Below are 14,617 nucleotides of genomic sequence, written 5' to 3'. Positions count from 1 at the left end.
ACATGCTAAAGGATCTTGTAGTTCAAAATCGAAGCTATCGAAGGTTTGACCAATCCCATAATATCGATTTAGGGCTGCTTGAACAGCTGGTTGAGCTGTGTAGGTTTTGTCCTTCGGGCCGTAACCTACAGCCACTTAAGTTTATGATTATCAATACTCCTGAATGGTGCAACAATGTGTTTCCTAATCTGGCATGGGCAGGTTACTTGAAGGATTGGGATGGCCCTGTTGAGGGGGAACGTCCATCGGCTTATATTGTAGTTCTTGAGGATCAGAGGTTGTCAACAGCATCGCAGTGGGATCAGGGTATAATGGCGCAAACCATTCTTTTGGGTGCGGTTGAAAAGGGACTTGGGGGGTGCATTATTGCATCGGTTAAAAAAGAAAATCTACACAAATTACTCAATCTTCCCGAATATCTAAAGGTCGCACTGGTGATTGCCCTAGGCAAACCAGTTGAGAAAGTTGTTATTGATGATATTGATGATTCGGGAAGTGTAATTTACTGGCGCGATTCAGAACAGGTACACCATGTTCCCAAGCGAAAGCTAAGTGAACTGATTTGGCGTGGTTAGCCCATTACTGCTATAGGGCCGTATCCACAAATCTTGCAGTATCCTCTAGTGTCAATCATTTTCAATGTAGTACTATATCCATGCCTCTCAATAACGGTGGTGTTACACGAGGGGCATGTTGTTTTTGTGCCGATATCGGAGTTGTGTAGGTTGCCAATATATACAAACTTTAGGTATTCCATGGCAACATCTCGAAGTTCTAACAATTTTCCAGGATGTGTTGGAGGGATGCTTAACTTGTAAACGGGATAATATCTGTTGATGTGTAAGGGTGTGTCGCTACCCAAATTTTCATTTATCCACCTAAACATCTCTACTGCTTCATTGGTTGAGTCGTTTAGTCCCGGAATAACCAGGAAGGCAATCTCTAAATGGTTGCCATTCTTTTTTATGGCCTTTAAATTGTTTAGCACTGGGGCTAACTTTCCGCCTGCTTGAGTTTTATAAAACTCATCGGTAAAAGCTTTTAAATCGATATTAAATGCATCAATAACATCAAGAAGTTCAAGTAGGGGTTTGTGATTAATAAATCCGTTCGAAACCATTACATTTTTTAAATCTTTGCCTTTAGCCAATCGTGCCGTTGCAAGCATAAGTTCAAAGAACACGGTTGGTTCATTGTAGGTGTAGGCGATGCCAATGTTCTGTGGTAAAAACAGAGCCTTATCAACAATATTTTCTGGCAAATTTTCTCTTAATCGGCTATTAGAGTCAGGAACATATTGCGATATTTCATAGTTCTGGCAGAATGCACACCTTAGGTTGCAGCCATAGCCACCAATTGAGTAAATTTTGCTACCGGGGTAGAAATGGAAAAGGGGCTTCTTCTCAATGGGATCCAATCCTGACGATGCTATTACTCCTGAGTTCAGGAGTCTCATTTCGCCATTATCGTTATAACGGGTTTTGCAGATACCTCTCTTACCAGGGGTGAGTTTACACTCATGAGGACATAAATTGCATTGTAACGCCTTATTCTCTAGGTGTATGTAATATAATGCTTCCATACCTCACTTGTTTTGCCAGTTCACAAGTTAGTTATTTTTATAGGTGAAAATCAACAGCAAGCATTGGTTTTTATTTAGGCTATTTAATAAATTTAGGGTGATAATTTTAAAACCTTTTTACTATGTCAGCCAGCATTCAACTTGCACTTGTAACCATTGGTTACTTACTTTTTATCATTGGGTGGGGGATTTACCAAGGACGAAAGGTTAAGAATAATGCCGATTACTCCATTGCCGGCCGAAACCTACCGGGTTGGGTTGCTGCCCTTTCCGAAAGGGCAACTGGCGAATCGTCGTGGGCGCTGTTGGGACTACCAGGTGCTGCCTACGCAATGGGAATAGCTGAGTTGTGGACTGCAATTGGCTGTGTTGTAGGTATTATCACTGCTTGGTGGCTTTTGGCTTGGCGTCTGCGCGATGAAGCCGAAAAGTATTCGGCTACCACTTTTTCCGATTATCTTGCTGCACGTCATGGTGAGGTTGCCAAATGGATACGGCTGGTGAGTAGCTCAACCATTGTTTTCTTTTTCTTCCTTTATGTAGGCGCTCAATTCCTGGGAGGCGGTAAAACCTTAGATACCATGTTTGGCATTAAGCCTCAATGGGGAATGCTTATTACCGCACTAATCATTATCCCTTATACCATTTACGGAGGATTTCAGAGCGTTGTATATACCGACGTGGTTCAAGCTTTAGTAATGATTTTCACCTTAGCGGTTGGCCCAATTGTCGGGTTTTTCTACCTGGCAAACCATCCTGAGGTATACTCAAGCTCCATTACCATTGCTCTGGAGAGCGCGAGTCCAACCCATGCATCTTTATTCAATGGTTTAAAGGGAGCAGCCGCAGGTATGTTTCTTGTGGGTGGCTTTAGCTGGTTCTTTGGTTACCTAGGTGGAATGCCCCAGCTAACCATGAGGTTCATGGCCATTAAGGACGCCAGGCAGGCTAAGCTTGCGCGTAATATTGGCATTACCTGGACAGTTGTTGCCTACATTGGTGCAATGCTGCTCGGAATGATTGGTTTAGCCATTTTTGGCCCCAACGCCCTTACTGACAGGGAGTATGTGATGCCTGCTACAATCATGAAAATATTCCCTCCGGCACTTGCAGCCTTACTTATTACCGGGTCCATTGCCGCAATGATTTCTACGGCCGATTCACTGCTTGTGCTTTCATCAACTGAGCTAAGCGAGAATATTGTTAAACCGTTCAGGCGCATTAATGACGAAAGGATTGTTTTACGCCAATCACGAATTATTACCGCTTTGCTTGCTTTAATAGCTTTGGCAATAGCCTATGCATCGCCCCAGAAAGTGATATTTACCCTGGTAAGCTACGTGTGGGCGGGTATTGGTTGTACCTTTTCTGTAGTAATACTTCTTACCCTTTTCTGGAAACCCTTTCATGGGAGGGCAGCACTAACGGCAATAATTTTGGGCTTAGTTTTTACTATTGTATGGATTAGTTCTGGAATGGATAAGGTGGTTACGGCTAAGCTTGTTAATTTCTTCTTTACATTGATAGTGGCTGTTTTATCAACCTATTTAATTCCATCAAAGAAATAAAAAAGGGAGCTGAACAGCTCCCTTTTTTGGTTTTATTGATTAGAATTTAGAACGTTACAGCAGTTCTAAAGCTGATTGTTTTGATAGTTTCAGCGCTCCCCTTAATGATTCCATTTCCGTCAAGGTCTTGGAATGTCCATCGATAGTCAATTCCAACAATGGCTCCTTTGTAGTTGTAGCCAATATTAAAGCCTACAAGTGAACTTGGGGTTTTCCATTGCCTGAAATCTTGAACGTTGTTCTGGATGTAGTATCCTTTTAGGTCAGCAAAGTGAAGCATTTTCTTGAGGGTTTCACCCATTCGAACCTCACCGTGTAGTGAACGCATATGGGTTTTGTCAGAACCAATAAGATCCTGATAGCCTGCATAACCCACAACATATCCAAACATGTTCAGCTCTGCGCTGGCATAAATACCATTAAGCTCCTGCTGGATGGTAATTAATTGCTGCTGCTTGGTTATTACGCTATCCCTTCCAATAAACTGTGCTCTTTCCAGCTCATAGGTATTATTGAAATATCCAAACAGGAACTCTTTGGAAGAACGACGGTATTCAGCCTTGAAGGTTAAGAAGTTCTGAACATTGCTGGTTCCAAGAATCATCCTAATACCGGGTAAAGCTACGCCCCACCCGTAGGTTCTATCTTCACCTCGTAGCTGGGTTATATGGGAGTAAATATCAAACTTAAAGTTTTCCTTACGGGCAATAGGAATTCCAATATCGAAACTGTAAGCGAACATCTTAGAGGTTTGGTTATTCAGGTTGAAGAGGTTTTCCATTCTGATTGTATCAGCTGGAACCAAACCAAGGCTCAGAAGTTTTTGGTAGGCCTCCTCACGGGTTGCACCCCAGAATGGGTCGTTAAGGAGGTGATTCCAATCAGTTAGGGATATTTTATCCATATCCGTTGCCAGGTTTTTATCCCTGGGGTAAAGGTCAATCAGGTTTGGTACACCATCGCCGTCTCTATCTTCAAATGCGTTGTACTCGTTAAGGTCTGCAACGCCGGTAATTCCTAACTCAAGGAAGCGTAGGGGGCGGTAGAAAATGCGGCTACCCACCAGCATTGCCGACTTGCGGGGCGATTCAACAAAAAGTTCTTTCATGTCGTTAAAGAAAAACTCACCACCTGCAACCGGCATTCCCTTGTAACGCTCAGCCGGAATCCAGAACGACAGTTCGCCACCATAACGCCTGCGCGATGGATACTGAATCATGTTGGAGTAGCCATTCACAATGTTGGCGTAACCCAAATAGGTGTAATCCAATCCGCCCAAACGGATGTAAAACGGATCGTCCTTTTTACCATATCGGATGTAGTAAATTTTATCGATATAGTCCTGCCATTCATCCCATTCATCTTTCCTGATTTGTCCGTTTTCGTCAAAAAGTAGCTGGATATCGATACCGAAACCGAACTTACCAATTGGGATATCGGTACGTAGCGCAAATTGCTGATAGGTTTTACCATCAATGGTAACCGCTCCAATAACAGCTCCACCAGTAACACCTGCTGTGTCGCTCTTGGGGAGCTCCTCCATTTGTGCGTAAGCCGCTACAAATGAAAACGTAAGCATAATGCTTACCAGGATTTTTTGGAATGCTTTCATTGCTAATAGTGTTTGGTTAAACATTTTTCAGTGTCAAAAAGGGTAGTATTTATTGTTTCAAATTTATTTTAAAACCAGTTAACACAAATAATAGGCCAAACTTTTTTTCACGGGTAATGTATTTCTCCTTTTCCAGTCTTTAATTTATTCCCACAAACAAAAATCCCCTTGAAAAAGTTCTCAAGGGGACTGATTTTATTGCAATTCACACTCTACAAATCAATCTTGTCAAATCCGCAGTAGGGTTGAAGAGCTTTGGGAATTTTAATACCATGTGGGGTTTGATTGTTCTCAAGTAGCGCTGCCACAATACGGGGCAATGCAAGCGAACTTCCGTTAAGGGTATGAGCCAGCTGTGCTTTCTTGTCGCCCTCCTCCTTAAAGCGAAGCATCATGCGATTTGCCTGAAACGATTCAAAGTTCGATACTGAGCTAACCTCAAGCCACTTGTGCTGGGCTGCTGAAAAAACCTCAAAGTCATAGGTTAACGCCGAAGTGAAACTCATATCGCCACCGCAAAGCTTAACAATTCGGTAGGGGAGTTCCAGTTTCATAAGTAACCCCTCAACGTGGTTAACCATTTCTTCAAGGGTTTCATATGAACGGTCGGGGTGCTGTATCTGAACAATCTCTACCTTATCGAACTGGTGTAACCTGTTTAAACCACGAACATCCTTTCCGTACGAACCTGCCTCGCGGCGGAAGCATGGAGTGTAAGCGGTTAGCTTAATGGGGAGTATAGCTGCATGTAAAATTACATCGCGGTAAATGTTTGTTACTGGAACCTCCGCAGTAGGTATCATGTAAAATCCGTCAGCGGTTACATGGTACATTTGTCCATCCTTATCGGGTAGCTGGCCGGTTGCGTAAGCAGAGTCCTCGTTCACCATGTGCGGTGGTTCTACCTCCTCGTATCCGGCTGCAGTGTTGTAGTCAAGGAAAAAGTTAATCAAGGCTCTTTGGAGCTTTGCACCCTTACCTCTATATACCGGGAACCCACTACCGGTTATTTTGACGCCAAGTTCAAAATCGATGATATTGTACTTTGAAGCCAGGTCCCAGTGTGGCAAGGCCTCCTCGTGTAGTTTTGGTACACTCCCTCCAGATCGAACCACAACGTTGTCGCTTGCGCTTACACCCTGCGGAACTGATTCATGGGGCAGGTTAGGCACCTGGAGCAGAAGTTTAGTTTGCTCTTCCTCAACCTCTTTAAGTTCCTGCGAGAGGTTTTTGGACAGTTCCTTAAGCTCAGCCGATTTTGCCTTGGCTGCGTTTGCCTCAGCTGACTTCCCCTCGGAAAATAGTTTTCCAATTTCCTTTGCAATCCGGTTTTGCTCAGCAAGGTTATTGTCAAGCTGAAGCTGAATAGCCTTACGCTTGTCGTCAAGTTCTATAATTTTGGCAATAATTACAGAACCATCAAAATGCTTTACTGCTAACCTACGGATAACTTCCTCGGTATTCTCTCTGATATACTTTAGGGTAAGCATAGTGTTGGGTTTTTAATAAAACAAAATCTCCTGTTCAATACTTGATTGCATTGCACAGGAGACCAAAGTTATGAAAATTTTAGAAAAACTACGATTCTTTTGGCAAAACTGATACGTACGATTTGTCGTCGGCTTTTTTGCGGAAAGTTACCACACCGTCAATTAAGGCGTAAAGGGTGTGATCCTTGCCCATGCCAACATTCATACCGGGATAGTGCCTAGTTCCTCTCTGGCGTACAATAATGTTACCAGCTTTGGCAACCTGACCACCAAAAAGCTTAACGCCTAAGCGTTTGCTATGCGATTCGCGTCCGTTCCGGGAACTACCAACTCCTTTTTTGTGTGCCATGACTAATCAATATTTTCGTGTTATGCTACTATTTCTGCAATCTGAATCTGAGTATAGTTTTGGCGGTGTCCATTTTTCACCCTATACCCTTTACGACGTTTCTTCTTGAATACAATAACCTTGTCGCCTTTTACATGGCCAAGGATTTTAGCAGTAACCGAAGCGTTTTTTAGTTCAGGAGTTCCCACGGCTACTTTACCATCGTTGTCAACAAGCAGCACCTTGTTGAACTTAACCTCTGTCCCTGCCTCTCCCTCAAGCAGGTTCACGTAGATCTTTTGGTCTTTTTCTACTTTAAATTGCTGTCCTGCAATATCTACAATAGCGTACATCGTATTTAGTATGAATTGTTTGACAATATTTTGGGCTTGCAAAGGTATAAAAGTTTAATTAATTGTCAAATAATCAGTAAAACTTTTTTGTGTTTTTATCATTTAACTTGTTTGTTATCGGAATTCATGTACTTTTCGGGGGCTAACTTTTTATGCTCTTCCATAATTAACTGGTTCAGGCGCTTTGTCAAATCAGGTACTGAAGTTGATAAAACCTCTTCAACTTCAACTGGGTCAAGAACCTTTAATGTTAAGTCCTGGCGTAGCTTAACAATTCCTGGTTTTGGGAAAATATCCTTTGAACCTTCAATAACCACAGGTAGAATGGGCGAGTTTGCTTGCTTAGCCAACAGAAATGCTCCTTCCTTGAATCGCTTAACCTGACCATCCTTTGTTCTTGTACCTTCAGGAAATACTAGTACGGAACTCCCTCCTTTTAGGTGTTTTAGCCCATTAGAAATCATCTTTTTAGTGCTCACTGCACTAGCTCTGTCAATTAGTATGCTATTGTTAAGAATAAGGTTCCATCCAATAACTGGAACCTTGGCCAACTCCTTTTTGGCCACCCACTTGAAATGGGTAAAAAGTCTGTAAAGCAGCACAATATCGAAGGCGCTTTGGTGGTTGCAAACAATGACATAGGATTTGCTTTTGTCAATTTTTTCCAACCCTGAAACTTTGATTCTCCATCCCGGGTTAATCCAAATGTAAAACATCGCCCAAACCGACGAGTATTTGTGTAGTAGTTTTAAACGCCTATCCCACCAGAAGGTTAAGAGCCATACAACAAAATCAATTAGAAAGAGTAGGAAAGCCGTAATGGCCACAAATAACCATAAAAAAATGGATACAATTAGCATCAGAATATGTTTGGCTCCTTTCATAGCAATAATTTTCCTGCAAAAATAGCAATTGTTTGCAGGAATTGATTATGGGGTTTTCTTACTACATTTGTTGATATACTAATTTGAGATAAATGTCGTTTAAGTTATTTTAGAACCTTTGCCATATGTCTCAGTGAGTGAGTTAAGAATTTCCAAATTGAGAGGTTAAGTATTGTTCAATATGCAAATGGTTTTGTTACTCCTATATGGAGTTTGAACTGAATAATTCTTTTTACATGGTAATTAGTATGTTAATTATTAATACATTTGTAAAACGTTATTACTAACAGATTAATAAACTGGTATATGAAACCCTTAAAATTTCTTGACAAGATAGCCATTTGGATGTTAAGGCTAAGTTTTGCCGGATATCTTATTTTGGCCAACATCGGGTATTTCAGAAGCATAGCTATTTCCGATTTCCAATTCTATGTTGCACTAGCAGTTGTAGTTTTGGCTGTGTTGTTCATTGTAGGAGGTTTCACCTCAAATCAAGGCTTAACAGTTATATCATCTGTAGGTATCTTTTTAGTGCTATTGTATAAAGCCCTAACACCCTGGGCTCCTACTCTTACCGATCACTTTTTAGTCCAGATAGTACTAGTTTCGGTGGCACTCGTATTTGCTAGCCGAGGGAATTGATACATTTTAACTGGTTTGTTTTTGTAATAACATCAAATGGCATTAACTTTGCAGTTAATTCATTAAAATGAAAATTACGGGCATGCGATTTATAGCATTACTCTTCATAACTTTTCTTCCAATTTTCTCCATTGCACAGGAAGCTTTGGACACAATAATTCTGGTAAGTAACCGAAAGCTTATTTGCAATGTAAAATCTGTAAGTTCAAGCAAAGTAACAATCATTAAAAAAGGTGCTGCTGCACCTGAAGATCTTTCGCGGAAGCAAATCCATAAAATACTTTACGCAAACGGTAGGGTAGAAAAGTTTAACGATTTGGCCTTTAAAATGATAGATGAGACCAATTTCCAATCGGTAGTGATAACAACTAATCCTGCCGACGTAGATGGTCTCTATATATATGGCAAAGTAGAATCTGTATCGGGAAAAAATAGCAAGAATGCCAAATCGGCCGAAAAAAATGCCCGTATCCGATTACAGCGAAGGGCGGCTGCTCTTGGGGCAAACTACGTACTGGTTACAAAAAGCGAGAGTAGAGGTGGTTATAGAGAGGTTCCTACTCATTACTATGAGGGGGTTGCTTATGGCTTTGAGCCCCCTAAAAACGAGAACCAAACACCTCACTAGCGCTAAAACAGTTTCTCAATTATTTCTTGAATCTTTTCAGGGTGCTCAGTCTTACCTAATTCATTTTTAAGGTAAGCATAATCGTGTCGTTTCCCCTCCAGGAATTTTGCCAGATTACTTACCCAACTAATGCTACTTTGTTGTATTTCAACACTCTCAATAATTCCATTTGTTACCCTAAGAACAAGAATATCTGAGTCGATATTTACCTTGAAGTCATAGCTTGCATTGTAGCCGTAGTTCCAGTTCCAATCGGTATACTTTGTGGTGGCAAGTGTGCTAATAGTTCTTTTTGCGCTGTCATCCAGTTGTAAGGGAGTGGCAGAGTGGTACTTAGTAAGAAATTCTGATAGGGCTATTTCAAAAGTTTCAATAGCCACAGGGTAGGGAAGAAGCTCTGCTATGTTTATTGTTTGGCTTCGGTTCGATCGTATTGCCCTGTCGGTATAGCTATCCTCATTGGACTTTATGGCTTGCTCTAACCAAAGCATGTTGGTACTATACAGGAGGGTTCCATGGTGCATTACCCTGTTTTTATACACATGTTCTGCATTGCCCGAAACCTTATAGTTGCCAATCCTAATATCATTCTTTTCGCCGCGGTAGGCATTTAATCCAAGCTCTTTCAGGAATTCAATAATTGGCGTTGTAAAGCGTTTAAAATCAACCAAATTACCCTCTCGGCCGTTTACTATGAAGCAGAAGTTGACATTACCTAAATCGTGAAACACGGTTCCGCCTCCCGATAACCTCCGAATTACGGGAATTTTGCTACTGTTAATAAAGGTATGGTTCAGTTCTGCCATAGTGTTCTGGTGTTTACCAACAATAACCGAGGGGGTATTACGGTAAAGAATAATATAATCGTCACTACTATGCTTTAAGAGGTATTCCTCTGTAGCAATGTTAAAGTATGGGTCGTGTGTAGGCTGAAGTATTATTCTCATTATGGTTGTACCCTGTAAAATAATCTACATAAATATAAACTACAAAAAGTTGATTTGGTTCTAATTAAATGGCAGTTTACTATTTTTGCAAACCAAAAAATTACTGAAATGACAACCTACGAGAGTAAGATTGTGGCAATTAGTAAAAGAGCCGAGGATGTTTTTAGAGTGCTTTCCGATTTTCGCAACTTTTCGCCAATGGCAAAGGACAAACTTGAGGAGTGGCAAGCTACTGAGGATAGCTGTAGTTTCAAGTACAAAGGTATGGGACCTTTTGGCATCAAAATCATTGAGCGCGAAGAGTTTAAAACTATAAAATTTACTGGTGATGAAAAATCACCCATGGAATTTTTCATGTGGATTCAGTTCAAGGAGGTTGCACCATACGATACCCGTATGAAAATCACTGTTAAGGCAGAGCTTAACATGATGATGCGCATGATGGTTGGTAATAAGCTTAAGGAAGGAATCGATGCCCTTGCCGATGGCATTGCTGCCGCTTTTAATGCGGTATAGTTTAACCTATATTATAAAGGTTACTTCCTTAAATGCAAATGTCCTAATTGCACCTTCCGCAGTCCTTAGGACTAACTCCCCAGTGGGCTGAATGCCTATTATTGTAGCATAAAACTCCTCGCCATTGGAGTAATACTTGCAAAGCTGATTTTTTCTGTAAATGGCATTAAAGTAGTCATTATCGATGTTTTCTCTGTAGCCTTCAGTAAGCTGTTGGTACCGTCCATCAATGCAGCTAACCATTTCAGCTAATGCATTACGGGGATCAACCCTGCTTCCGGTTTCAAGTAGTAAAGATGTTGGATTTGGCAAATCGTCGGGGAAAGAAAGCTGGTTTAAGTTTATACCCACTCCAACAACTGTACTTTCCAGGTACTGACTACTAAAGCTATTCTCAATGAGTATTCCGCAAACTTTACTATCACCTATATATATATCGTTTGGCCATTTAATTTTTACTGGTTTGTTTGTCACATAGGCTACAAGCCAATCGGAAACTGCAAGCGATATTGCTTTTGAAAGGTAGAATTGTTCAGCAACGGGTAGGAAATTTGGGCGAAGTAAAACGCTAAAGGTGAGGTTTTGCCCCTCTTGGCTTTCCCATGCGTTACCTCGCTGTCCTCGCCCTTGCTCCTGAAATTCAGCCGCTACAACTATTCCTTCATCTGCACCTTTTGTAGCATACTGTTGACAAACATCGTTTGTGGAAGAAACGCGTTTATGCCATTCAACTTGAAAAACTACTGACACGTCAATTATTTTTTATGCCCGTTTTATTACGTTGATTTTTTGGTATAGTTGCATGTTTGGGGGCATAGATTGATGTTTTAAAACAGCAGTTTGTTATGTTGGTTAATAATTGGTATCTTTAAGGCCAATCAAATTAAAAATTTAAACAATTAGGTTGATATGAATAAAGAAATCTTCAAACTTGAACCACAGCGTGTTTGGAAACATTTCCATAGCTTAACGCAAATTCCTCGCCCATCAAAAAGCGAGAAGGCTGTAATTGATTTTGTAGTAAAATTTGGGAAAGATCTTGGGCTCGAAACCATTATTGATGAAGTAGGGAACGTTATCATCCGCAAGCCGGCTACTCCGGGCATGGAGGATCGTAAAGGTGTTATTCTTCAGGGCCACCTCGATATGGTACCCCAAAAGAATAACGATAAAGTTCACGATTTTGAAAAGGACCCAATTGAAGCTTATGTTGATGGGGAATGGGTAACAGCCAATGGCACAACTCTTGGAGCCGACAACGGTATAGGTGTGGCGGCTGCTATGGCTGTGCTGGAAGCAACTGACTTAGTACATGGCCCTGTTGAAGCACTTTTCACCATTGACGAGGAGACTGGAATGACCGGGGCTTTTGGGTTAAAACCCGGCCTGCTTAAGGGTGATATCCTTATCAACATGGACTCCGAGGACGAAGGTGAACTCTACGTGGGTTGTGCTGGTGGACTGGATGCCAACATTGAGTTTAATACCAAACTTGAGTCTGTACCCCAAGGTACCACTGCCTATAAGCTTGCCATTACAGGACTAAAGGGAGGACACTCCGGTATGGATATTAACCTTGGTCGTGGTAACTCCATTAAACTCCTTTTCCGCTTCCTTTACAATGCCGAGAAGGAATTCGGAGTACGCATTGCTTCAATCGATGGCGGGAGCTTGCGTAATGCTATTCCACGCGAAGCCTTTGCCGTTGTTGTTGTTTCTGCTGATAAAGCTACTGCATTTGAAAAAGCCGTTAAAGAGTATGAAAGTATTTATAAATCAGAGTTTGCTTTAAGTGAACCATCGCTTTCGTTCACCTCGGAAAAAACAGGAAATCCTTCAACAGTTATTGACAGCCAAAAACAAACAAAGGTTATCAGAGCCTTTTTTGGCTGCCCTAACGGCGTTGTTCGAATGAGTGACTCAATCCCAGGTTTGGTTGAAACCTCCAACAACCTTGCACGCGTTTACACCGATGGCGAAAAAGTAAAAGGCCAGTGCTTGCTGCGCAGCTCAGTTGATTCCTCAAAGGATGCATTAGCTCAAAAAATGGCTGCCATTTTTGAACTCGCAGGTGCTAACATTAATTTTACCGGGGGCTACCCTGGGTGGAAACCTAATCCAAATTCAGCCATACTCAAGGTAATGCAGGATGTTTACAATAAAAAATTTGGCAAAGTGCCGGAAATTAAGGCAATTCATGCAGGGTTAGAATGCGGCTTGCTAGGTGGTGTTTACCCTAACTGGGATATGATTTCATTTGGACCAACCATCCGTCACCCCCATTCACCCGATGAGAAGGTAAACATTGCAACCGTTCAAAAGTTTTGGGACTTTTTGGTTGAAACACTCAAGAATATCCCCAAAAAATAACCTGTATGGTTTCAATAAAAAAGGGGCTTTTAGCCCCTTTTTTATTAGTTAATCATCGGTTCTGAGAATATTTATCCACTGTTAATATTTGTTACAAACCCTTGCTCTTTTGTATCGTAAGTCTTGAATTTCTTCCATAACTCATGTATATTAAGAGATACTTTAAATAAAATTATTAAACTGAATTACTATTCTGAAATATGCAAAACTGGGTTGAAGTTATTTCAAGGTACAACTATCCCGACCATCTAAAAAGCTGGTGGCAGGTAATAAATTCCGTTCTGCCCTATTTTGCTCTTTGGGTGGCTATGTACCATAGTTTGAAAGTATCATACTGGTTGACCCTAGCACTTTCCCTCATTGCAGCAGGCTTTCTTGTTCGAATTTTCATCATTTTTCACGATTGTGGGCACGGTTCCTTTTTTAGAACTGAAAGGTTAAATCGATTAGTGGGAATACCCCTTGGGTTAATGGTATTTACTCCTTACCATCGCTGGCATCGCGATCACTTCATTCATCACTCTACCATTGGCAACCTCGATAAGCGTGGTATTGGCGATGTTGAAACCCTAACGGTTAAGGAGTACCTTGAACTAACAAAGTGGGGTAAATTAAAGTACAGAATTTATAGGCATCCGCTTTTCCTTTTTGCAATTGCCCCAATTCTTCTATTTCTTATTCAGTACAGAATACCAAAGTCGTACATGAACTTTAAGCAACAGATGTATATTCATCTTTCCAATATCGCTATCGTTGGTACAATTGTATTACTGATGTGGTGGATAGGTTGGCGTGAATTTATTTTGATACAGCTACCCATAATCTATTTTGCATCAATTGCAGGTGTTTGGCTTTTTTACGTTCAACATCAATTTGAAAGGGTAGTATGGAAGCGCTCCCATGAATGGGACTATCAATCGGTTGCTCTAGAGGGAAGTTCATTCCTTAAGCTCCCTAAGGTTTTACAATGGTTTAGCGGTAACATTGGGTATCATCATATTCATCACCTAAGCCCAAGGATTCCTAACTATAAGCTTCAGAAATGCCACGATGAGAACGAGATGTTTTCACATATTAAGCCACTCTCATTTAGGGAGATATTAAGATCTTTCAGGTTGAGGTTATGGGATGAGGACAGGAAAAAACTTATTACGTTTGACGAACTTCAAGTTGAGTAGTTGGAAATTCCTCTAAAAATGTTTCTGTGTTCCTATTTTTTTGCGGTAAATTTGTTAATCTAAGGTTTTGATTTAATATTTTCCCTCTAACTTCCTCTAGCTCTGTCATAGTCTTAATTCTTCCGGTTCACGGTTCACGTTTAACGGATTTGAATATCCTCTAACATCCTCTAAAACAGCTATATTGTTAATTCTTCCGGTTCACGTTTCACGGTTCACGTTTTACGGAATTGAACTTCCTCTAACTTCCTCTAACTCCATCATATTCCGTCTATTCCGATTCATTCCGATTCATTCCGATTCATTCCGACACATACTTCAAAATCCAATGCACTTGAGTTGATTTGACAACACCTTCATAATTTTCTTGTAAAAATTGACATTGATAGTCAATAATATGTAACTTTTTTTTAAAAAAAATCTTGTTTTTTTTAAAATCCTCTTGCGTAATTAAAAACGCTTTTCTACTTTTGCACCCGCTTTCGGAGGGGAGCGCGCGCGGGGTAGCGGAGCTGAGGG

The 14,617-nt window shown here is 41.0% G+C and carries 16 protein-coding genes; 7 read left to right on the top strand and 9 right to left on the bottom strand.

All coding sequences use genetic code 11. From position 1 onward, the window contains the following. Positions 1–2 precede the first annotated feature (2 nt). Entirely contained in the window at positions 3–575 is a 573-nt protein-coding gene (locus AB6811_RS09965; RefSeq protein WP_369490311.1) for a nitroreductase family protein, read from the top strand. Here the strand turns inward: AB6811_RS09965 and amrS are convergent. After that, positions 572–1,582, bottom strand: coding sequence for an AmmeMemoRadiSam system radical SAM enzyme (amrS, locus tag AB6811_RS09960; RefSeq protein ID WP_369490310.1), 1,011 nt, complete (start codon positions 1,580–1,582; stop codon positions 572–574). The genes AB6811_RS09965 and amrS overlap by 4 nt on opposite strands. 122 nt (positions 1,583–1,704) lie before the next feature. On the opposite strand from amrS, the gene AB6811_RS09955 reads away from it, so the two are divergent. After that, on the top strand, positions 1,705–3,150 hold the full coding sequence (locus AB6811_RS09955) for a sodium/proline symporter (protein WP_369490309.1): 1,446 nt from the start codon (positions 1,705–1,707) through the stop codon (positions 3,148–3,150). A 46-nt stretch (positions 3,151–3,196) separates the two neighbouring features. Here AB6811_RS09955 and AB6811_RS09950 read toward each other — a convergent pair whose 3' ends face one another. The 5 genes from AB6811_RS09950 to AB6811_RS09930 all read right to left on the bottom strand — a co-directional run bounded on the left by AB6811_RS09950 (position 3,197) and on the right by AB6811_RS09930 (position 7,817). Beyond that, positions 3,197–4,762, bottom strand: coding sequence for a hypothetical protein (locus AB6811_RS09950; protein WP_369490308.1), 1,566 nt, complete (start codon positions 4,760–4,762; stop codon positions 3,197–3,199). Between the two features lie 212 nt (positions 4,763–4,974). Continuing rightward, positions 4,975–6,252 (bottom strand): serine--tRNA ligase, encoded by a 1,278-nt coding sequence (gene serS / locus AB6811_RS09945; protein WP_369490307.1) that lies wholly within the window; start codon positions 6,250–6,252, stop codon positions 4,975–4,977. A gap of 88 nt (positions 6,253–6,340) precedes the next feature. Continuing rightward, positions 6,341–6,601 (bottom strand): 50S ribosomal protein L27, encoded by a 261-nt coding sequence (gene rpmA / locus AB6811_RS09940; RefSeq protein WP_369490306.1) that lies wholly within the window; start codon positions 6,599–6,601, stop codon positions 6,341–6,343. A gap of 20 nt (positions 6,602–6,621) precedes the next feature. Then, positions 6,622–6,933, bottom strand: a complete 312-nt coding sequence (rplU, locus tag AB6811_RS09935; protein ID WP_369490305.1) for a 50S ribosomal protein L21 — start codon at positions 6,931–6,933, stop codon at positions 6,622–6,624. A gap of 98 nt (positions 6,934–7,031) precedes the next feature. Beyond that, positions 7,032–7,817 carry a lysophospholipid acyltransferase family protein gene (locus AB6811_RS09930; RefSeq protein WP_369490304.1) on the bottom strand — a complete coding sequence of 262 codons (786 nt, stop codon included), beginning with the start codon at positions 7,815–7,817 and terminating at the stop codon, positions 7,032–7,034. Between the two features lie 306 nt (positions 7,818–8,123). Between AB6811_RS09930 and AB6811_RS09925 the strand changes: the two genes are divergently transcribed. After that, on the top strand, positions 8,124–8,459 hold the full coding sequence (locus tag AB6811_RS09925; protein WP_369490303.1) for a hypothetical protein: 336 nt from the start codon (positions 8,124–8,126) through the stop codon (positions 8,457–8,459). Between the two features lie 82 nt (positions 8,460–8,541). Further along, on the top strand, positions 8,542–9,087 hold the full coding sequence (locus AB6811_RS09920) for a hypothetical protein (protein WP_369490302.1): 546 nt from the start codon (positions 8,542–8,544) through the stop codon (positions 9,085–9,087). A gap of 2 nt (positions 9,088–9,089) precedes the next feature. Here the strand turns inward: AB6811_RS09920 and lplA are convergent, their stop codons facing one another. Then, positions 9,090–10,034 (bottom strand): lipoate--protein ligase, encoded by a 945-nt coding sequence (lplA, locus tag AB6811_RS09915; protein ID WP_369490301.1) that lies wholly within the window; start codon positions 10,032–10,034, stop codon positions 9,090–9,092. A gap of 108 nt (positions 10,035–10,142) precedes the next feature. On the opposite strand from lplA, the gene AB6811_RS09910 reads away from it, so the two are divergent. Continuing rightward, positions 10,143–10,550, top strand: a complete 408-nt coding sequence (locus tag AB6811_RS09910; RefSeq protein ID WP_369490300.1) for a polyketide cyclase — start codon at positions 10,143–10,145, stop codon at positions 10,548–10,550. A 6-nt stretch (positions 10,551–10,556) separates the two neighbouring features. Here the strand turns inward: AB6811_RS09910 and AB6811_RS09905 are convergent, their stop codons facing one another. Then, positions 10,557–11,300: a biotin--[acetyl-CoA-carboxylase] ligase gene (locus tag AB6811_RS09905; protein ID WP_369490299.1), complete on the bottom strand. Its 744-nt coding sequence runs from the start codon at positions 11,298–11,300 to the stop codon at positions 10,557–10,559. Between the two features lie 159 nt (positions 11,301–11,459). On the opposite strand from AB6811_RS09905, the gene AB6811_RS09900 reads away from it, so the two are divergent. Beyond that, positions 11,460–12,920, top strand: a complete 1,461-nt coding sequence (locus AB6811_RS09900) for an aminoacyl-histidine dipeptidase (RefSeq protein WP_369490298.1) — start codon at positions 11,460–11,462, stop codon at positions 12,918–12,920. Between the two features lie 200 nt (positions 12,921–13,120). Further along, entirely contained in the window at positions 13,121–14,098 is a 978-nt protein-coding gene (locus AB6811_RS09895) for a fatty acid desaturase (RefSeq protein ID WP_369490297.1), read from the top strand. 301 nt (positions 14,099–14,399) lie between these two features. Here the strand turns inward: AB6811_RS09895 and AB6811_RS09890 are convergent. Beyond that, on the bottom strand, positions 14,400–14,617 hold a 218-nt coding region (locus AB6811_RS09890), incomplete at its 5' end, for a hypothetical protein (protein WP_369490296.1).

It is taken from the genome of Tenuifilum sp. 4138str, from assembly GCF_041102575.1.
GTDB classification, from domain to species: Bacteria; Bacteroidota; Bacteroidia; order Bacteroidales; family Tenuifilaceae; genus Tenuifilum; species Tenuifilum osseticum.
The sequence above is the reverse complement of the archived record's forward strand: the minus strand, read 5'-3'. Positions and strand labels throughout refer to the sequence as shown.